Genomic DNA, 19,477 nt, shown 5'->3' on the forward strand with positions numbered 1-19,477 from the left:
GAAGAGTTATTAAATATTTTTATTTGTTCTCGATATGAAACCTAAATATTTTTCAAGAGCATTGTCGATGATAGTGTAAAAGGCTTCCTCTGGTATCAATTCATAAAGGTCTTTGGGTGGAACAAAAGTATCAAGCTGTAGGAGAGGATTTTTTCCCAATCTCCAGAGGCAGATAATGGGAACAATTTTTGGAAAAATACCACCAGGAAGCCGCATGTGAACATCTACACAGAGTAAAAGAACAATTGGAATTTCTTTGGGGAATATCGGTTTTGTAGGTCTTGTGATTTCCGCCTTCGTACAATTTTCTTCTGTTAATGGAGGAATTTCCCAGATTCTGGCATCTTTATTACTTTGAATGACCATGATCGTAACAGTATCTATAGTATCATGCTGTAAAAAAAATGCTTGCGAGTTTGGTATCCAGCCTGATACCGCGTTCTTATCCCATGATATTTCAGATTTTATTGCACCAAATATTGATAAGTAGGCTGGAAGGGCCTGGAAATCATGATTGTCGTGCCATATCGCCCTATAGGCGAGACCGTAACCATTTTTCCCAGCGGCCGATGTTCCGCGGTCATAGTTCATCAATAGATTGATGAGGCTTATCAAACGATCTTCAGGGTCGCGCTCGGCACTGATCTCGTGCTTAACCTCTCTGCTGTTCTCCAAAAAGCGCGTTACGTCGCGGATAGCAGTTTCAGAACCTATGAGGAAACGCTTTCCAGTGCTTATTCGTTCTGTAAAAGTAAGGTGTGGGCGTAGATTAATTCGGAATGCGACTGGTTTTTCTTTAAGATTTCCAGAAAAAACGCCAGCAATCTCAGTCTCTGGTTTGAAGTCTACCGGCTGCTTTTCAACGAAAGCGTACAGATCAGCCATTTGGTTCAAATGGGTGGCGCATTCAGAGAGTAGACGACAGAAAATTTGAACTGTTTCTGCGTCTCCTGCGCCGCCGATAGCAAAGAACGCGTTTATGCGCATAATTTTTTGTTGGGCGGATTGAATGTCTACTAAAGGCGTTCCGAATGGGACTTCAATTCCACTTGTTGTTGAAGGTTCTTTCTGAAAGACCGCAGTGTCGCCTAACAGAATGGGGGTTGCGTTGTAAATTTCAGCAATGATCAACGTCATATTCTCATCTCCGCCCCCACCACGTCCGAAAGCCACCGCCTATCGTTTTTACAGCCCAATATCGGTGCGGAAAATCTTGTCTTCCCACTGGATAGCTGACGCGCCTTCATAAGCAAGACGACGCGCGTCTTCTGGCGTGGCAGCCTTGGCGCAGACTGTCAGAACGCGCCCACCATCAGCGACCAGCACGCCGTCGACCAGCTTTGTTCCGGCATGGAAAACCGAGACGCCCGGGACGGCTTCGGCGCGTTCGATGCCCGAAATGCGTCCGCCCTTTTTCGGAGCGTCCGGGTACCCGTTGGCAGCCAGCACCAGTGAGATGGAGGCTTCGTCGGAGAACTCGGCAGCGGCATGATCGAGATTGCCGTCTGCGAGAGCAGCAAGGATGGGGAGCAGGTCTGACTTGAGACGGATCAGGAGTGCCTGTGCCTCTGGATCACCAAAGCGGACATTGTATTCAATCAGCTTTGGGCCTTCGTTCGTCAGCATCAGGCCAGCGAAAATCACGCCCCGGAAAGGTGCGCCGCGACGCACCATTTCCGCCAGCATCGGGCGGACGCTGAGGTCCAGTGCCTTTTCCTGTACTGCACGGTCGAAGCCGGGTGGTGGGGAGATAGCGCCCATTCCCCCTGTATTCGGCCCCGTATCACCATCACCCAGACGCTTGTGGTCGCGGGCTGCGCCGATCAGAACGGCTTTGTCGTCCGAGCAGAAGGCGAACAGCGAGACTTCTTCGCCCACCAGACATTCTTCAATGACGAGCGGCATGCCAAGCTTGCGAATGGCGTCTTCCGCTTCTTCGACACTCTGGGCGACGACCACGCCCTTACCGGCCGCCAGACCGTCGGCTTTTACGACAATCGGCGCACCGCGACGGCGAACGAATTCAAGGGCTGGAGCTTCGTCTTCGAAGCGCTCCCACTTTGCTGTTGGAATACCCGCGGCATCCGCAACGTCCTTGGTGAACGCTTTGCTGCCTTCCAGAAGGGCCGCTGCCTTGGTTGGGCCCGCGCAGGGGATGCCAGCTTCGGCACAGGCATCTGCCAGGCCGACGACTAGAGGTGCCTCTGGGCCGGGAACGAGCAGGTCGATGTTCTGCTCTTTTGCAAAAGCGACAAGCCCTGCAACGTCATCGGCTTTTAGCGGAACAAGCGTTGCCAGAGAGGCCATGCCCGGGTTGCCGGGAGCGGCATAAAGCGCCGAAAGACTGGGCGAGCGCGCCAGACATGTTGCCAGGGCGTGTTCGCGCCCTCCGGAACCGACCAGCAAAACGCGCATTCCGCTCTCCCTTTTCATATGCGGGTCCCTGAGATCAGGGCTTCGTCTGACGGCGTGCGTAGCATAGACTGGCGCCATGATGGAGAGTGATGCCGCGTCCACACGCGGGAATGTGCCGCAATATTCAGTTTCCGAGATTTCCGGAGCCATCAAGCGCACGCTTGAGAGTGGATTCGGTCGCGTTCGGGTGCGTGGAGAAGTCACGGAGCTCAAGCGCTACCCGTCCGGGCATGTCTATCTGTCTCTGAAAGACGAGGGCGGAAAGATTTCCGGCGTGATCTGGCGTGGAACGGTGTCCCGTCTGGGGATGGCACCCGAGAACGGCAACGAAGTCATTGCGACGGGGAAGGTCTCGTCTTACGGCGAGCGGTCCAGCTACCAACTCATCATAGACCGCATGGAGTTTGCGGGCGAAGGTGCGTTGCTGGCGAACATTGAACGTTTGCGCCGGAAACTGCTGGAAGAGGGCCTGTTCGAAGCTGATCGGAAAAAGCCAATCCCATTCCTGCCTACGCTCGTGGGGGTTGTGACGTCCCGCGCGGGTGCGGTGCTGCACGATATTAAGACGACGATCGAGCGCCGTTTTCCGCGTGATGTCCTGCTGTGGCCCGTGGCTGTGCAGGGGGAAGGGGCAGCAGCCCAGATTGCTGCAGCGATTGAAAGAATGGCGCAGAGGCCACGGCGACCGGATGTTCTGATTGTTGCACGTGGCGGCGGGTCGCTTGAAGACCTCATGGCATTCAACGATGAGCGGGTGCTGCGTGCTGTTGCGGCATGCCCCATCCCGGTGATTTCTGCGGTCGGGCATGAAACGGATACGACGCTGATTGATCTGGTGTCCGATCGACGTGCGCCAACGCCAACAGCGGCAGCGGAAATGGCCGTTCCGCTCCGCTCCGAACTGGTGGCCGATCTGGCGCATCGTACGGCGCGCCTGGCAGGTGGTCTCACCCGGATCATGCAGGTATCTCGCGGGCGGCTTGAACAGGCCACTGCCGGACTACCCGATTTGCCCTCTCTGCTGGCAACAGCCCGGATGCGGCTGGATGATCGGGGACAGCGTCTTGATTTCGCTCTTCCGGCTTTCGTAATGCGCGTTCGCAGCCGGCTGGATGCGCCCCTGCATCAGTTGCCTTCTCCAGAACTGATCGTCAGTCGGGCGAGAGCCATTCTCGCGGCCCCGGTGCGCCAGCTTCCCTCGCCAGTTTTGATGATCGAACGTCGCAGGGCTGCGCTTCAGAGGGAGGATACAGCGCTGGTTACAGTATGGCAGAGGGCGGACCAGCAGTTTCATCGTCGTGTGGAACGACAGCGTTTGTCTCCCGAGACACTCAAGAGTACCATTCGTCTTCAGAAAGCACGGCTTGAAGGACTAGGAAGTCATCTGGAAGCCGTGTCACCCAAGGCTATTCTAAGCCGTGGCTACGTGCTGGTTCAGGATAGCAAGGGGCGTCCAGTAACCAGTGCAAAAGCTACACCCGTCAATGACCGTATTGTTCTCTCTTTCGCTGACGGCGAACGTGGGGCAAAACTGGATGCTCTGACGTCTCAGGGCGATCTCGGGCTTTAATCGTGAAGTGCCGGGCCGTTGCCCGGTTTGTAATCCGGAGTTCACATGCGTCCGTTCTGGTTGAGCCTTGTTGTCCTGCCTCTGCTGGCTGCCTGTGCCGAACAGCCTGCTGCGCCGTCTCGAACGGCTGCACAGGTTCCGGCACACAAGATCCCCCCACAGGATTTTGCACCGGGTCTCGCTGAGGAAACGCCCTCAACAGGGCAAAAGGTTCTGCTTAATGATCCCTCAGCACCGACAAACACGCCTCTGTGTGGTACGGCGCTGCATGAGGCCAATCAGGCTGGGGCGGCAGTCTATGCTCAAGGGCTGGCAAGTACAGCGTCGTCCTGTCCGCAGAACGCCTGTTTTGAGCCTTTGACGGGAACGTTTATCGCGGCGGATGGCAACAAGAGCGTGTGCCGGTAAAAGTTTTCGGCACAGATTGAGCTGTCGCATTTCCCTATCAGTCACCGTGCTTTAAGATGCGCCTCACAAAAGAGTGAGGCTTGTGATGACTGATAATCTGAAGTGCCCCAAATGCGGGTCTGAACATGTCTATCCGGATGGTACCCTCTGGGTCTGTCCGGATTGTGCGAATGAATGGAATCCTGAAGCAGAAGGCCAGGACGACGCGGGTGAGGGAAGTTCCGTCATCAAGGACGCGAACGGGAATGTTCTTGTCGATGGGGATAGCGTGACCGTTGTGAAGGATCTTAAAGTCAAAGGGTCTTCGCTTGTCGTGAAAAGCGGAACCAAGGTGAAGAACATCCGTCTGGTGAATGCGACGGACGGGCACAATATTGCCTGCAAGATCACCGGGATTGGCGCCATGAATCTCAAATCGGAATTCGTCAAGAAGTCCTGATTGCGGTTCTGATCGGACTGGTTTTTTCATTCAGCCCTCGCGGATCTTCTGCGAGGGCTGAATGCGTTCTGGCGGCTTTTGGAAAAGGTGTGTGTGTGCAGCATGGACGTTATTCTTGGTGGAACAGGGCATGTTGGGCGTGCTGTTACAGAGACCCTTCTGGCCGCAGGGCATGAGGTAACTGTTGTCAGCCGTCGTGGGGCCAGTTCCACTTTAGCCAGGAGCTTTTCGACTGTTGCTCTGGACGTAACAGATACGTCCGCCTTGCAGGCTGTGTTTCAGAAGGCACGCAGGGTGTTCGTCCTGAATCCACCCGCAGCCGTATCGGGTAATACGGACGTTGAAGAGCGCAGAACGGTTCGCTCTATCCTGGCGGCGCTTCATGGCATCTGTCTGGAGAAACTGGTGGTGCAGTCAACGTATGGTGCCCAGCCCGGTGAGCATTGCGGGGATCTGGGTGTTCTTTATGAATTGGAACAGGGTGTACTCCGTCTTGATGTACCGACCTGTATTGTGCGGGCTGCCTATTACATGAGTAACTGGGCTGGACTTCTGAAGGAGGTCAAGGTGACGGGTGTGATGAAAATGCTCCTGCCATCTGCTCAGGCCTTCCCGATGGTGGCGCCAGAAGATGTCGGGCATTTTGCAGGGCAGATGCTGCTCTCTAATGAGGGGCAAGGCGGGATTTATAATATTGAAGGGCCGAAAGCTTACACACCCACAGAGGTAGCAGACGTGTTCACTAATCTTCTGGGGCGGTCTGTTCAGGCGCAGTCCGTTCCGCAGGATGAATGGTATGCGACCTATCTTGCCAATGGCTTCTCCGCAGAGGCGGCCCGTTCTTATGCCACCATGACGGGGCTTTTTGTGCATCAGCACTATGAGTTGCCGATAGACCCCCACCGCGGTCCGACTGATCTTGAAACCTGCCTGCGACGTTTTCTTCAGGGTAGGTGACTGAGTAATAAAAAAAGCCGACCGGAGGTTATCCGGTCGGCTTTTTTTAGACGTTATGGTGAGGCTTTTCAGCGCTTCCACCATCCCACGCGACGTGTTGCGGGGGGAAGTTCGTCAATGTTGATCGGCTGAAGGACGCTGTCTTCCCCGGTCGTGTCTTCGGCCTTGGCTCTGGTTGCCTTGGTCGTACGACGCGTACGCTTGGGCTTGGCCGGCGCCTCGTCCTCGGACTGAACCGCTGTATCAACCGCCACGTTCTCAGTTTGGGCGGCAGCGGCTTTGGTCGTACGGCGGGCGCGGGTGCGCTTCGGCTTGACTGTGGCGTCCTCTGCTTCAACGGGAGCAGGAGCCTCGACCTCAGTGCCTTCTACTACAACCGGCGCTGCAACTTCCGCCTTCACAGCCTTCGTGCTGCGACGGCCGCGGCCACGCTTTGGCTTTTCCTGAACCTCCGGAGCAGGTTCGGACACAGTTTCCGTCACAACGGTGATCGGAGTTTCCTCAATGGCGATCGGGGCTGGCATTGCCGTAGAGGTGCGAAGCGGACGTGCTGCCTGCTCCATCTCTGCCTGTTCGATCACATCGAAGATGTCGAAGCTGCCACCAAACGGGTCAGCGGGCGTTGGGCCAACATAGCTGCGCTGTGGGGCTGGACGCTCTTCACGGCGGCGCTGGTTCTGCACAGGAGCCGGACGGGACTGCTGCCGGGCAGGAGCTTCTTCCTGCACAGGAGCGGGTGCGGGAGCTTCCGCAACAGCATCTTCATCCTTCTGAACGCGCTTGAAGCGTGTCCGGCGGCGTCCTGGAATAAGCCCAACTTCGCCGTTTTCGTCATCCTGTGGCTGAGAAGGCTGTTCGCTCTGGGTATCATCAGAAGCGTTGACCTGAGCCGTCTCGTTCTCGGAAGACTGATCCCGGCGACCACGACGACGACGACGACGCCGGCGGCGATTACCGTTGTTGCCTTCTTCCTCGTCCCCGTTTTCCACGTCAGCTTCTTCTGCCCGGACAGGCGCCGGAGCAGCCTCTGTAGCGATGGCCTGCGGAAGAGCCGGAGCTTCGTCTTCAATGATCTCGATCGTGCGCACCGTCTGAGGCGCTGCAGCCGGGGTCGGGATATGAGCCGGAGCGGCTGTCTGCGGGCGCAGGCGTTCGATGCGCATCTCGGATGCGGGCAGGTCTTCCTCAGTGCGGAAGATTACGCGCATGCGGTGACGCTGCTCGATGTCTGATAGCCAGTCGCGCTTGTAGTTCAGGATGTAGAGCGCAATGCTCGATCCGATATGAACTTCGATTTCCGCAGCGCGCTGACGGGTACCTTCTTCATCAATGGCACGAAGTACATGGAGAGCCGAGCTTTCGGTGCCGCGAATGAAGCCAGTTCCCTGACAGTGCGGGCAGACCGTCAGCAGGGATTCTGCAATGGAAGGACGCAGACGCTGGCGGGACATTTCGAGCAGGCCGAAATGGGAAATATGCCCAACCTGAATGCGTGCGCGATCCGTGCGCAGGGATTCCTTGAGGCGCTTCTCAACCTGAGCGTTGTGACGGCGGCTCTCCATGTCGATAAAGTCGATCACGACGAGGCCTGCCAGATCGCGCAGACGCAACTGGCGTGCGACTTCTTCAGCAGCTTCGAGGTTGGTCCTGAGAGCCGTTTCCTCAATGTTGCGCTGGGACGTGGATTTGCCGGAGTTCACGTCGATCGCGACCAGCGCTTCTGTCTGATTGATGACAAGGTAGCCACCAGACTTCAGGCGTGCTGTTGGCGAGAACATCGCATCCAGATGGCCTTCGACGTTGTAGCGCGCGAAGAGGCTCTGGCCGCGGTTCTGCCACAGCTTCACCTTGCCAGCGTTGTGCGGCATCAGCAGGCGCATGAACTCACGTGCGCTCTTCCAGGCAGCTTCACCGTCGACCATGATGTCTTCGATGTCTTTGGAGAACAGATCGCGGATGGCGCGCTTGATGAGGCTTGCTTCCTCATAAACCAGCGTCGGAGCGACGGAAGACAGCGCATGTGAGCGAATGTCGTCCCAGAGCTGAAGCAGGTATTCGCAGTCGCGGATGATTTCCGGCCCCGGACGTCCTGCACCGGCTGTCCGGACGATCATAGCCATCGACTTGGGCAGGTTCAGCTCTGCAATAATGTCGCGCAGACGGCGACGATCGGTGTCGGACGTGATCTTGCGGGAAACACCGCCGCCGCGCAGGGCGTTCGGCATCAGGACGCAGTAACGGCCGGCGAGGGAGACATAAGTGGTCAGGGCTGCACCCTTGTTGCCACGTTCTTCCTTCACAACCTGCACGAGCAGGACCTGTCTGCGGCGGATAACTTCCTGGATCTTGTAGTTGCGCAGGAATCGGGCCGTGCGACGTGAAGCTGCGCTCTCTTCGCCGGTGTCGTGTTCGCCGCCTACGGTTTCCGGGGCGCGACGATCCTGGTTTTCGGTCTCGTCCGTGTCGTCAGATACGGTTTCTTCCTCACTGTCCGGAAGTTCGGTGCGCTGTTCGGACGCAATGTCTTCTTCCTGGATGGCCAGAAGTTTCTCGCGGTCTGCAACCGGGATCTGAAAGTAATCCGGGTGAATTTCGCTGAAGGCGAGGAAGCCGTGACGGTTTCCGCCGTATTCTACGAAAGCGGCCTGAAGGCTCGGCTCAACGCGGATGACCTTGGCGAGGTAGATATTGCCCTTGAGCTGTTTCTTGGACGATGTCTCGACGTCGTAATCTTCAACGCGGTCACCGTCCATGACCACAACACGCGTTTCTTCCGCGTGTGTGGTGTCGATAAGCATACGCTTGGTCATGGAAAACTGAACTCCACGATGTTCCAGTGTGGCGCTTTGGGCCAGAGGGAACACCTGATTGTACGGGGTGGAGGGGGCGGATCAGCCGGAATGCCAGTCCGCGGGACGCATCTGGTCCCGTTCCGGCTAGGCTCCTGGCTGTGATCACGTCGCGTGACATTCGACCCCTGACAGACGTCCGGCCCACGGTCTGGTACCGGATGAAAACGCATTCCGGTCAGGTTGTGAGCCTGTGCCGGACTGAACTAATCCTGCCGGAGCAGCCCGATCAGGACATGGCACAGAAAATGTCAGGCACATGTCAAACGATGGGGCGTCACGGCTCGGACAATGGAGGCGGGAGCGTTGCGGGGAAAGGGTAAAAGCCCACATACGATCGGACCGCTCTCTTCAGGTCCTTGGCGTGCAGGATGACTTAAAGAAGAGCCGCTGGCAAGCTTGGCTTTATCAGGCTCTCCAAAAGGTGCTTTGCCTTGTTTCAGACATTGTCCTGTGTCTGTATTGTTTGGGGTCATGAAACGATCGAAAAGACGCAGGATATTCGGATGCTGACGCGACGCACGGTACTGGAAGGTCTTGCCTGTCTGTCAGCGGCAGCGCCGCTCAATGCAGTCGCCCGCACCAAGCATCTGACGCATCATTCGCCTCCTGCCCGTACACTTCATGCTCCAGCTGTTCACAGGAATGCTGCTCCCCCGAAGCCGCTTGTCATGTTGGACCCCGGCCACGGTGGCAAGGATCCCGGAGCAATTGGTGTTTCCGGTACTTATGAGAAACATATTGCGGAAGCGGCCGCGACTGAACTTCAAAGACAGCTTCTTGCGTCAGGCCAATACCGGGTCGCGATGACGCGTTCGGAGGACCGGTTCATTCCTCTGGAAGGGCGGGTCGAGCTGGCCCAGCAGCATCAGGCGCATCTCTTTATTTCCATGCATGCGGATGCACTGCATGACCGCGATGTTCGTGGTGCCAGTGTTTATACGCTCTCCAGCGGTGCGTCGGATGCCCAGACGGCGGCTCTTGCCCAGAAGGAAAACAGCGCGGACCGGTTTGGTGGACCTGCGTTTCATGGGATGTCCCCTGATGTGCAGCAGATCCTGTCCAGCCTTGTTTCGGAAGAAACGCGGCGAGGTTCCGCGCATATGGCATCAAGTGTGGTCGGGGCGTTCCGGAACCGGATTGGCTTGCTGACTCATCCGTCCCGTCATGCGGCTTTTGTTGTTTTGAAATCTGCGGAGATTCCGTCTGTTCTCGTTGAGATGGGGTTCATGTCCAACCGGCTGGATGAAGCGGCCCTGCGTCAGGCCGTTCACCGAACGCAGGTGGCGAGTGCGATGAAAACCGCCGTTGACCGATACTTTTCCGCGCAGCCTGGTTTGATGACGGGCTGACCCTGAAAGAATGCAGAGCAGAGTTTTTAGTCATGTGGGTTGCGCATAACGAAAGAATCGGACATTTTCCGTCGCCATGACATTTCTTTCGATCCTCTCGCTTCGACTTATCGGCCCCTGAACGCCATATCTTAGGCGGGCAGCGTTCCGTTGCGTTCAGGGGATGACAGACCAGAAATTTTCCTGACCAGCGAGATGATCAAGACATGACTTTCCAACATCCGTCCTTCGGTACGATTTCCGACGACCGCGTTATCATTTTTGATACGACGTTGCGTGACGGTGAACAGTCCCCCGGTTTCTCCATGAACCTCGAAGAGAAGCTCCGCATGGCCCATGCGTTGAGCGCTCTGGGTGTGGATGTGATCGAAGCCGGCTTCCCGGTTGCCTCCAAGGACGACTTCGAGAGTGTGCGCAGCATTGCTGAGCAGGTGCGTGGCTCCGTCATTTGTGGGCTGGCTCGCAGTGGTGGCAAGCGCGACATTGAATCCTGTGGTGAAGCCCTGAAGGGCGCTGAACGTTCCCGTATTCACAACTTCATTTCCACGTCTCCGCTGCACATGAAGTACAAGCTGCGGATGGAGCCGGGAACGGTTCTGGACATCATTGCCTCTGGTAACCAGAAGGCTCGGCAGTACACGGACGACGTGGAATGGTCTGCTGAGGATGGCTCCCGCACGGACCCGGACTTCCTGTGTCGTTGCGTGGAAGTCGCCATCAAGAATGGTGCGAACACCATTAATATCCCTGACACCGTAGGCTTTGCGACGCCGGAAGAAATGCGCCGCATCTTTACCATGCTGCGTGAGCGTGTTCCGGGTGCGGATCAGGTGATTTTCTCCACGCATAACCACAACGATCTGGGTCTGGGCGTTGCCAATACGCTGGCCGCTGTCGAAGGTGGCGCACGCCAGATCGAATGCACGATTAACGGTATCGGCGAGCGTGCTGGTAATGCTGCGCTGGAAGAAATCGTCATGGCGCTGCGGACGCGTCACGACCAGTACGGCAAGGTGACCGGCATCGAGACGCCGAAGCTGCTGGGCATGTCCCGGATGCTGGCGACGATTACCGGCTTCGACGTGCAGCCGAACAAGGCCATCGTTGGTCGCAACGCCTTCGCGCATGAAAGCGGTATTCATCAGGACGGTGTTCTGAAGAATGCAGCCACTTATGAGATCATGACGCCGGAGAGCGTGGGCTGGAACAAGAGCTCACTGGTGATGGGCAAGCATTCCGGCCGTGCCGCATTCCGCGACAAGCTGGCTCAGCTGGGTTACCCGCCGTTGGAAGAAGAGGCCCTGAACGCTGCTTTCGCGCGCTTCAAGGATCTGGCTGACAGCAAGAAGGTCGTGTTCGACGACGACATCTGTGCGCTGGTGGATGACGAGAGCCGTGATCATGAGCGCATTCACCTGATCTCTCTGGAGGTTGCTTCGGGCACGAAGCAGAAGTCTCAGGTCAAGCTGGAAATCAGTGTCGATGGTGCCATCCAGTATGCAGCCGTAAGCGGAAACGGGCCGGTTGATGCGGCATTCCGGGCTATTGGTGAAGCTTTCCCGCACTCTGCTGAACTAGCACTGTTCTCCGTGGCAAATGTAACGGAAGGGACGGATGCTCAGGCCCGCACCACCGTCCGTTTGCAGGAAAACGGCAAGCTTGTGGACGGCCAGGGTGCTGATGCAGACACGGTTGTGTCTGCGGTGCGTGCTTATATCCATGCTCTGAACAAACTGCTGACCAAGCGTGAGCGCACCGAGCCTGAAGCGCTCTGAATCTTCACGACCGATGAGAGATCCTTAAAGAACGAATAATTATAGTTCTTTAAGGATCTGGACAAAAATAACACGATTGATATTGTCGCCTTCTGAATTTGGAAGGGGCAGCTATGCCGCATTCGTGGCTCTATACGGCGTCGGGTCTATTTGTAGGCTTTCTGGTAGGCATGACCGGAGTGGGGGGAGGGTCCCTCATGACGCCGCTGCTGATTCTGATTTTCGGCGCAAAACCTCAGTCTGCTGTCGGAACAGATCTTCTTTACGCAGCCATTACAAAAATTGTTGGAACCGGGCTCAACCGTCATATGGGGGTTGTGAACTGGCGGATTGTCGGCTGGCAGATGGCCGGCAGTATTCCTGCCAGTCTGTTGTGCCTGCTGTTTCTGCATCATGAAGGTATGTCAGATTCTGCATCAAGACTGATCCGGATTGTTCTTGGGGTCGCGCTTCTTCTGACGGCACCGGCCATTCTTCTGAAGCCGAAGCTGAGGAAATGGGCGGAAGGGCGTGTACCCTTGAGTGAGACGTCGGAAACGGTGCTGACGGTTTTGTTGGGCGTCCTTCTGGGGACGTTGGTGACATTGTCTTCAGTCGGAGCCGGAGCCGTTGGAATGGCGGCCCTGACAATGCTCTATCCGCGCCTGAATATGCGGACTCTCGTCGCAACTGATATTGCGCACGCCGTTCCGCTCACGCTGATTGCAGGTGGTGGGCATTGGCTGGAGGGGGCCGTTGATACGGCTGTTCTGATCGCGCTGCTTTTAGGGTCAATTCCAGGAATTATTCTGGGAACGCTTTGCGCGGGTAAACTGCATGAAGATACCCAGCGCTGGGTGCTGGGTATCCTTTTGGCTGTCATTGGCTTCCGGATGATCTGAACTCCGGAAGCCCTCAGGTTTTAGTAGCCGTAGTTGCTCTGCTGAGGATAACCGTTGTTGTAGCCCTGCGGCGGATATCCGTTCTGGCAGTTCGTGTTCGGTGGGCACTGATACTGCTGCTGTTGCGGATAGGTCGGGTACTGACCATTCTGCTGCGGGTACTGCGGGTATCCCTGTTGTGGATATGCACCCTGCTGGGGATATCCGTTCTGGTATCCGCCCTGCTGGTACCCCGGACGGTTCGGAGTTGTTACGGCGCCTGTGGCGGCACCAAGAGCACCACCCGCGAGTGCGCCGATCGCCGCGCCGCGACCGCCACCTGCAAGTGCGCCAATAGCCGCGCCCGTGCCGCCGCCAAGAAGGCCGCCACCGAGGGCTCGGGAGCCCGGATCATAATTTCCCTGACAGCCGCCAAGTGAAAGAACGGTCGCGAAGGCTCCCACCAGGGCCATTCCCCTGAGAGCGGGGCGGGCGATAACGGACCTCATGTCACAAATCCTTAGATATCATGGTCAACCGGTCTTGTATCAGACTCAGTAGCCATTCCGTGAACGCTGGCTTGGCGTGGTTGCCGCGCCGACTGCAGCGCCTGTGCCGCCACCTGCCAGTGCGCCGATAGCTGCACCGCTACCGCCACCTGCAATTGCGCCCAGCGCTGCGCCTGCGCCTGCGCCGATCAGGGCGCCAGAGCCTGCACGGGCACCACTGTCGTACGGATTGCCACACCCGGCAAGAGCGGCTCCGCAAAGTGCCAGAGCAGCAAGAAGGCGTGGTGTCTTGGTGTTGGTCATGTGTCCAGTCCTGTCGTGTGTTCCGTTCTTCGTTCATCTTTAAGAAAGGAAGAACGGATAATTCCATTTAGTGGTAACGCGGGAAACGTGACTGAAGGGTGGCAGGATTGAGGCGGGAGAAAATTTTTTTCCATGTCTGACAGGTGTGTGATGAAAAGTTGTTCCTGTTTGACGACATTATACTGCACGGAACCCTTGCTGAACGGCGGCTGCACCGTTAAGTCCACCCGCGGGGAGCCCGCCCCGCATTATACTCTGTGATCTCTCCGCTCTCAGAGCCGCGCCAGGAGTTTTGGATGTTTTCTCGTCTGCTGGGTCTCATGTCTGCTGACATGGCGATCGACCTCGGCACTGCCAATACGCTTGTTTATGTCAAAGGCCGGGGCATCGTGCTCGACGAGCCGTCTGTTGTCGCCATTGCCGAAGTGCGTGGCAAAAAGCAGGTTCTGGCGGTTGGAAATGAAGCCAAGCAGATGGTGGGGCGTACGCCTGGCAACATCACGGCTATTCGGCCGCTGCGCGATGGTGTGATTGCGGACTTTGAAGTCGCTGAAGAGATGATCAAGCACTTCATTCGCAAGGTGCATAACCGCCGTGCTTTCGCGAGTCCGCAGATCATCATCTGTGTTCCGTCTGGCGCTACGGCTGTTGAACGCCGCGCCATTCAGGAAAGTGCGGAGAGTGCTGGCGCCCGTAAGGTTATGCTGATTGAGGAGCCGATGGCTGCCGCTATCGGTGCTGGTCTTCCTGTGACCGAGCCTTCTGGCAGCATGATCGTCGATATCGGTGGTGGCACCACGGAAGTGGCGGTTATTTCCCTAGGCGGTATTGTCTATGCGCGTTCTGCTCGTGTGGGCGGGGACAAGATGGATGAAGCCATCATCTCTTATATCCGCAAGACCTATAACCTTCTGGTCGGTGAAAGCTCGGCAGAGCGGATTAAGATCGAGCTTGGTGCGGCCATGATGCCGGATGATCCGTCCAACCCGGATGGTCCGATTACGGAAATCAAGGGACGTGACCTCATCAATGGTGTTCCGCGGGAAGTGATGGTCAGTCAGGCCCAGATTGCCGAAAGCCTTGCTGAACCGGTCATGCAGATCGTGGATGCGGTGACGACGGCTCTTGAGAACACGCCGCCGGAACTGGCTGCCGATATTGTGGACAAGGGTATCGTTCTCTCGGGCGGTGGGGCGCTGCTGTATCGCCTCGATGAGGTTTTACGTCTCTACACGGGTCTCCCGGTCACTGTTGCTGAAAATGCTCTTTCCTGCGTAGCGCTGGGAACAGGTCGTGCGCTGGAAGAAATGCGCCGGCTGCGCAGCGTGCTGAGCAGCATGTACTGAACCCGGATTTTTCCCGGTGTTTTCCATCCACACCCGGCAGGTGCTTGCGAGAGCGGCCCTGCCTGTCCTGATCCTGCTGGCTGTGGCGCTGGTGCTGCTCGGGCTGGTCCGGCGACCGGTAGTGGATGGGGTGCGTCTGAGGGCTACGGATATTCTTGCCCCAGCCTATCAGGCGCTTGTGTACCCGCAGATGCGTGTTCAGGAGTGGCTGGTCGATCTCCGGGGCGCGACAGATCTCGCCAAGGAAAATGCCCGTCTGCGCGATGAGAACCGTGCCCTACGGCACTGGTATGATGTGGCAGTGGCATTAGCCGCCGAAAATGGGCGTTTGAAAAACAGTCTGCACTGGATTCCGGAAAGCGCTCCACAATATGTGACGGGGCGCGTGACTCGTGATGATGGGGGACCTTACTCCCGTGCCGTTCTGCTGGATGTCGGAAGCGGTCATCAGGTGCATACGGGCGATGTTGCACTCGACTCGGCCGGTCTTCTAGGGCGTGTAACGGAGATTGGGCCGCATACCGTGCGTGTTCTGTTGATCAATGATGACGCCAGCCGTATCCCCGTCACCCTCGCGGCGTCTCGTGGGGACGCCATCATGGCTGGCGACGATACGGATACTCCGCGTCTGATTTATTACCCGCAGGATCATCATCCTATTGAGGGAGAGCGCGTCGAAACGCGTGGTCAGAGCGCCATGCCGGCCGGTCTGCCGATCGGTACTGTGCATTATCTGGCGCCTAATCGACCCGTTGTAATGCCGGACGCCGATTTGCGGCGGTTGGATATCGTTCGTGTATTTGATTACGGAGACGATGGCGGACAGGCGCCGGATGCACCAGGCCGGGTGAAGGTACGGCGTCCCACGGCCGAACCAACTCTACCTGGCGGATTGCCTTTTCCGAGACTTCCTGGGCTGCCGGAGAGTTTAGGGAAGGGAGGGCAATAAGTTATGGTTGCCGAGAACTCTACGCCCCACCTGCACTCCGCTGTTGAACCGAGGCAAACACTGCGTCGGCGTCTGGACATCTTGGCGCGGGCTGCGATGCCTTCGCTGTTTATTGTTCTGGTTGCAGTCCTGCTTTCTGCCCCATTCGGTATTCCGGGACAGCCTGAGCTGCAGTTCGGAATTGCCATGTGCACAGTCTGGTTCTGGGCGTTCAGTCGGCCCAAATCCATGCCAGCCTGGGCGGTCTTTCTCTGTGGACTGAGTGTAGAACTTTTCAGTTTCGGGCCGCCTGGCGCAGTTCTTTTGTCCCTGCTGGTCATTTATGGCGTCGCCCATCACTGGCGATACGGCTTGTCCCGTCTAGGATTTGTGTCCTGCTGGCTAATTTTCAGCTTTTTTGCGGCGCTGGCATCCTTTTTTCAGTGGGCTCTCGTCTGCGTCCATGCATTTGCGCTATTATCTCCCGCGCCGGGCCTCTTTCAGGCTGCGCTGACTATCGGTATCTATCCCAGTCTGACTGCGTTGTTTGTCTGGGGTCGCCGCACGTTTGCCAATCCCGATCAGGCCTGACGGCGCATTTTTCGCGCGTTTCGCGCAAAACGCCGCTTCTCTCCGGACTTGAACGCCAGACCTGATGTCTTCCAGAAAACGCCCTTTTCGGTCCCTGCTGCGCTCACGACGCCAGGAAGCGCCCGTGCGCTCCGGTCGGGGTGTTTTCACGCGTCGTGCGCTGGTGGTGATGGCTGTGCAGGCTGGTGTTCTCGGTGCCTTAGGGCGACGGCTCTATAATATTCAGACGCTCGAGGGCGATCATCTGCGGCAGCTTGCAGAGCGCAACCGGACCAGTAAGCGCCTTCTGGCTCCGGCTCGCGGGACAATTCATGACCGGTTCGGAACAGCGCTTGCTGATAATAAGGTGAGCTGGCGCGCGCTGCTGATGCCGGAGGAAACGACGGATATTACCGCCGTTATTGAACGGTTCTCGCAGATTGTTCCCTTGGATGAGCATGATCGTGCCAGGATCGAGCGGGACCTGAAGCACGTTCATAAATATGTCCCGGTTACGCTGCATGAGTTTCTTTCGTGGGACGATATGGCGCGGATCGAGCTGAATGCACCGTCTCTCCCAGGTGTGCTGGTCGATGTCGGTTCGACCCGGCTGTATCCTTTCCAGGAACTGACGGCTCATATTGTCGGGTATGTTGCTCCGCCAAATGAAGACGATGTTGCCAAGGATACGACGCTGTCCCTGCCGGGAATGCGCGTCGGGCGTGCGGGGATCGAACAGACGCAGGAATCTCTCCTGCGGGGTGATCCGGGCTCTGTGGAAATGGAAGTCAATGCGCTGGGCCGCGTTATTGGCGAAATTGACCGCGTGGAAGGGCAACAAGGCGAAGGCGTTCGTCTGACACTGGATGTGGGTTTACAAGCCAAGGTTCTGGAACGTCTGGGAGACCGGGTCGCGAGTTCAGTGGTCATGGATTGCCGGAATGGCGAAGTGCTGGCGATGGTCAGCACGCCGTCCTTTGATCCCTCGCTGTTTGATTCCGGTGTCAGTCATGCCCAGTGGAATGAATGGGCGAATGATCCGCGTACTCCGTTAGTAGATAAGGCTGTCTCGGGCCTCTATCCACCTGGCTCGACCTTTAAGCCTGCTGTGGCACTGGGAGCATTGAAGTCAGGCGCGCTCACGCCTCAGGACAGGTTCAACTGTCCCGGATATTTCGACATGGGCGGCGTGCGGTTTCACTGCTGGAACCGCTGGGGGCATGGCATGATCAACATGCGCGATGCCCTGAAATATTCCTGTGACGTGTATTTCTACGAGGCTGCACGCCGATGCGGCATGGACCCGATCAAGGCGGTCGGTAACTCCATGGGGTTGGGCGTAAAGCTTGATATCGAGTTGCCGCATGTTCGGGCAGGCGTGATCCCTACGCCAGAATGGCGTCAGCAGCACGGTTTTCACTGGAATGGTGGTGATACCGTTAATGCGGGCATCGGCCAAGGCTTCGTGCAGGTTACCCCCCTGGCATTGGCCACTTACGTTTCCCGCATTGCATCAGGGCGTAATGTGCAGCCCCATCTGATCCGGGCTACAAACGACCAGGTCTCAAGCCTTGCATCCTTGGATACAGTTCCCGCGCTTGAAATTCCGCAGGAGCATCTGGGTGTGGTCCGGGCCGGAATGTTTGCCGTTGTAAACGAGCCGCACGGAACTGCCCCCAAGGCCAGACTGGATCTGCCGGACGTGCAGATGGCCGGGAAAACCGGGTCGGCACAGGTTCGGCGTGTGTCGCGGGCGCTACGTGAATCCGGGCATTTCAACTCGATGAACCTGCCTTGGGAATATCGTCCGCATGCGCTGTTTATCTGTTTTGCGCCCTATGATGACCCACGATACGCGGTTTCTGTCGTTGTGGAGCATGGCAACGCAGGCGCAGACGAGGCGGCACCTCTTGCCAAGCAGATCATGACCGATACGCTTCTGCGGGATCCCTCCAATCAGTCCAGACCACCAGGACAGACGGTTGCGCAAGGGGAGCCGGAGCAGGGATGAGGGGCGGTGTCGTGAATGCATTCGGTTTTCTGAAGTCTGACAAGCGCCTGTTGCGGGCTGAGCCGGATTTCCGTCCGATGGCGCGGCTGCTTCAGGTGAACTGGCTGTACGTCCTGCTGGTCTGTCTGCTCGCTGGCGTTGGTTATATCGCGCTTTATTCGGCGGGAGGTGGTTCGGCGAAACCGTTTGCCGGGCCGCAGATGGTCCGCTTCGGCTTTGGGCTTGTGATGATGATCGCCGTTGCGCTTGTCAGCCCGCGGATCCTCCGGATGCTGTCCGTCCCGATTTATCTTCTCTCCATTGCCCTGCTCGTCCTCGTGCTGCGGATGGGACATGTGGGAAAGGGAGCCGAGCGGTGGATCAATCTGGCGGGGATGCAATTTCAGCCTTCTGAATTTGCCAAAATCGGCCTGGTTCTGATGCTGGCGACGTGGTTTCACAGGATTGGAAACGAGCGGATGGGTAATCCGCTACGTCTCGTTATCCCAGCCATCCTCACGCTGCTGCCTGTGGTTCTGGTGCTCAAGGAGCCGAATCTCGGTACGGCGACCATTATTGGCGTTATCGGGGCTACGCTGTTTTTCGCGGCTGGAATGCGGCTGTGGCAGATCGTTCTTCTGATAGCGCCCATCCCGTTTCTGGGGAAGGTCATTTACGGCCATCTGCATGACTACCAGAAGGCCCGCATCGATACTTTTTTGCATCCCGAACATGATCCGCTTGGCGCGGGTTACAACATCATCCAGTCCAAGATCGCCTTGGGCTCTGGTGGTATGTGGGGCGAAGGATATTTGCATGGCAGTCAGGGCCAGCTGAACTTCCTGCCGGAAAAGCAGACGGACTTCATTTTTACCATGATCGGTGAGGAATGGGGTTTTGCGGGCGGTATAGCCGTCATCGGGTTGCTGACGGTTCTGACGCTGGGTGCCACGCTGATTGCCATGCGGAGCCGCAATCAGTTCGGGCGACTGCTCGGGCTCGGCATCGCAATGGATTTTTTCCTGTACTGCGCCGTCAATCTGTCGATGGTGATGGGGGCCATTCCGGTAGGCGGTGTGCCGCTGCCGCTGATTTCCTATGGCGGCTCAGCCATGTTGACGATGATGTTCGGCTTTGGGCTTCTGATGTCAGCCTGGGTCCATCGCAACGAGCGGGACCCAGGCTTTGAAGACGAAGACGATTGAT

17 protein-coding genes are annotated in these 19,477 nt (G+C 57.2%); 12 read left to right on the forward strand and 5 right to left on the reverse strand.

Annotated elements, in window-relative coordinates; all coding sequences use genetic code 11:
* Positions 1-9: 9 nt before the first annotated feature.
* Together GFR01_RS02675 and purD are read right to left on the reverse strand one after the other, a co-directional pair.
* Positions 10-1,137 carry a hypothetical protein gene (locus GFR01_RS02675; protein WP_099181167.1) on the reverse strand — a complete coding sequence of 376 codons (1,128 nt, stop codon included), beginning with the start codon at positions 1,135-1,137 and terminating at the stop codon, positions 10-12.
* Between the two features lie 48 nt (positions 1,138-1,185).
* Complete coding sequence (gene purD, locus GFR01_RS02680; protein WP_099181168.1) at positions 1,186-2,415, reverse strand: phosphoribosylamine--glycine ligase; 1,230 nt, start codon at positions 2,413-2,415, stop codon at positions 1,186-1,188.
* A gap of 76 nt (positions 2,416-2,491) precedes the next feature.
* Here purD and xseA point away from each other — a divergent pair, with 76 nt between their 5' ends.
* From xseA to GFR01_RS02700, 4 genes are all read left to right on the forward strand, one after another.
* The gene (gene xseA / locus GFR01_RS02685) at positions 2,492-3,985 is read left to right on the forward strand and encodes an exodeoxyribonuclease VII large subunit (RefSeq protein ID WP_099181169.1); all 1,494 of its coding nucleotides are present in this window, start codon (positions 2,492-2,494) and stop codon (positions 3,983-3,985) included.
* Between the two features lie 45 nt (positions 3,986-4,030).
* On the forward strand, positions 4,031-4,393 hold the full coding sequence (locus GFR01_RS02690; RefSeq protein WP_099181170.1) for a hypothetical protein: 363 nt from the start codon (positions 4,031-4,033) through the stop codon (positions 4,391-4,393).
* 85 nt (positions 4,394-4,478) lie between these two features.
* Positions 4,479-4,832 (forward strand): zinc ribbon domain-containing protein YjdM, encoded by a 354-nt coding sequence (locus GFR01_RS02695; RefSeq protein WP_099181171.1) that lies wholly within the window; start codon positions 4,479-4,481, stop codon positions 4,830-4,832.
* Between the two features lie 102 nt (positions 4,833-4,934).
* Positions 4,935-5,789 carry an NmrA family NAD(P)-binding protein gene (locus tag GFR01_RS02700; protein ID WP_099181172.1) on the forward strand — a complete coding sequence of 285 codons (855 nt, stop codon included), beginning with the start codon at positions 4,935-4,937 and terminating at the stop codon, positions 5,787-5,789.
* Between the two features lie 68 nt (positions 5,790-5,857).
* Here the strand turns inward: GFR01_RS02700 and GFR01_RS02705 are convergent, their stop codons facing one another.
* Entirely contained in the window at positions 5,858-8,599 is a 2,742-nt protein-coding gene (locus tag GFR01_RS02705) for an Rne/Rng family ribonuclease (RefSeq protein ID WP_244902122.1), read from the reverse strand.
* Positions 8,600-9,144: 545 nt separating this feature from the next.
* Here GFR01_RS02705 and GFR01_RS02710 point away from each other — a divergent pair.
* The 3 genes from GFR01_RS02710 to GFR01_RS02720 all read left to right on the forward strand — a co-directional run bounded on the left by GFR01_RS02710 (position 9,145) and on the right by GFR01_RS02720 (position 12,646).
* Positions 9,145-9,990 (forward strand): N-acetylmuramoyl-L-alanine amidase family protein, encoded by an 846-nt coding sequence (locus GFR01_RS02710; RefSeq protein ID WP_244902123.1) that lies wholly within the window; start codon positions 9,145-9,147, stop codon positions 9,988-9,990.
* 206 nt (positions 9,991-10,196) lie between these two features.
* A complete protein-coding gene (locus GFR01_RS02715; RefSeq protein ID WP_099181175.1) occupies positions 10,197-11,765 on the forward strand; it encodes a 2-isopropylmalate synthase in 1,569 nt (522 codons plus the stop codon).
* Positions 11,766-11,878: 113 nt separating this feature from the next.
* On the forward strand, positions 11,879-12,646 hold the full coding sequence (locus GFR01_RS02720; protein WP_099181176.1) for a sulfite exporter TauE/SafE family protein: 768 nt from the start codon (positions 11,879-11,881) through the stop codon (positions 12,644-12,646).
* A gap of 20 nt (positions 12,647-12,666) precedes the next feature.
* On the opposite strand, the gene GFR01_RS02725 is transcribed toward GFR01_RS02720, so the two are convergent.
* Positions 12,667-13,134, reverse strand: coding sequence for a hypothetical protein (locus tag GFR01_RS02725; RefSeq protein ID WP_099181177.1), 468 nt, complete (start codon positions 13,132-13,134; stop codon positions 12,667-12,669).
* A gap of 45 nt (positions 13,135-13,179) precedes the next feature.
* Complete coding sequence (locus tag GFR01_RS02730; protein WP_063904132.1) at positions 13,180-13,437, reverse strand: hypothetical protein; 258 nt, start codon at positions 13,435-13,437, stop codon at positions 13,180-13,182.
* 296 nt (positions 13,438-13,733) lie between these two features.
* Between GFR01_RS02730 and GFR01_RS02735 the strand changes: the two genes are divergently transcribed.
* From GFR01_RS02735 to rodA, 5 genes are all read left to right on the forward strand, one after another.
* The gene (locus tag GFR01_RS02735) at positions 13,734-14,783 is read left to right on the forward strand and encodes a rod shape-determining protein (RefSeq protein WP_007283695.1); all 1,050 of its coding nucleotides are present in this window, start codon (positions 13,734-13,736) and stop codon (positions 14,781-14,783) included.
* 16 nt (positions 14,784-14,799) lie between these two features.
* Positions 14,800-15,732, forward strand: coding sequence for a rod shape-determining protein MreC (gene mreC, locus GFR01_RS02740; protein ID WP_099181178.1), 933 nt, complete (start codon positions 14,800-14,802; stop codon positions 15,730-15,732).
* 3 nt (positions 15,733-15,735) lie between these two features.
* Complete coding sequence (locus GFR01_RS02745) at positions 15,736-16,302, forward strand: hypothetical protein (RefSeq protein WP_063904130.1); 567 nt, start codon at positions 15,736-15,738, stop codon at positions 16,300-16,302.
* Between the two features lie 64 nt (positions 16,303-16,366).
* Positions 16,367-18,292 carry a penicillin-binding protein 2 gene (gene mrdA / locus GFR01_RS02750; RefSeq protein ID WP_099181179.1) on the forward strand — a complete coding sequence of 642 codons (1,926 nt, stop codon included), beginning with the start codon at positions 16,367-16,369 and terminating at the stop codon, positions 18,290-18,292.
* Complete coding sequence (gene rodA, locus GFR01_RS02755) at positions 18,289-19,476, forward strand: rod shape-determining protein RodA (RefSeq protein WP_099181180.1); 1,188 nt, start codon at positions 18,289-18,291, stop codon at positions 19,474-19,476. The genes mrdA and rodA overlap by 4 nt, the downstream gene beginning before the upstream one ends.
* Position 19,477 lies beyond the last annotated feature (1 nt).

This window comes from Gluconobacter frateurii, assembly GCF_002723955.1.
GTDB classification, from domain to species: domain Bacteria; phylum Pseudomonadota; class Alphaproteobacteria; order Acetobacterales; family Acetobacteraceae; genus Gluconobacter; species Gluconobacter frateurii.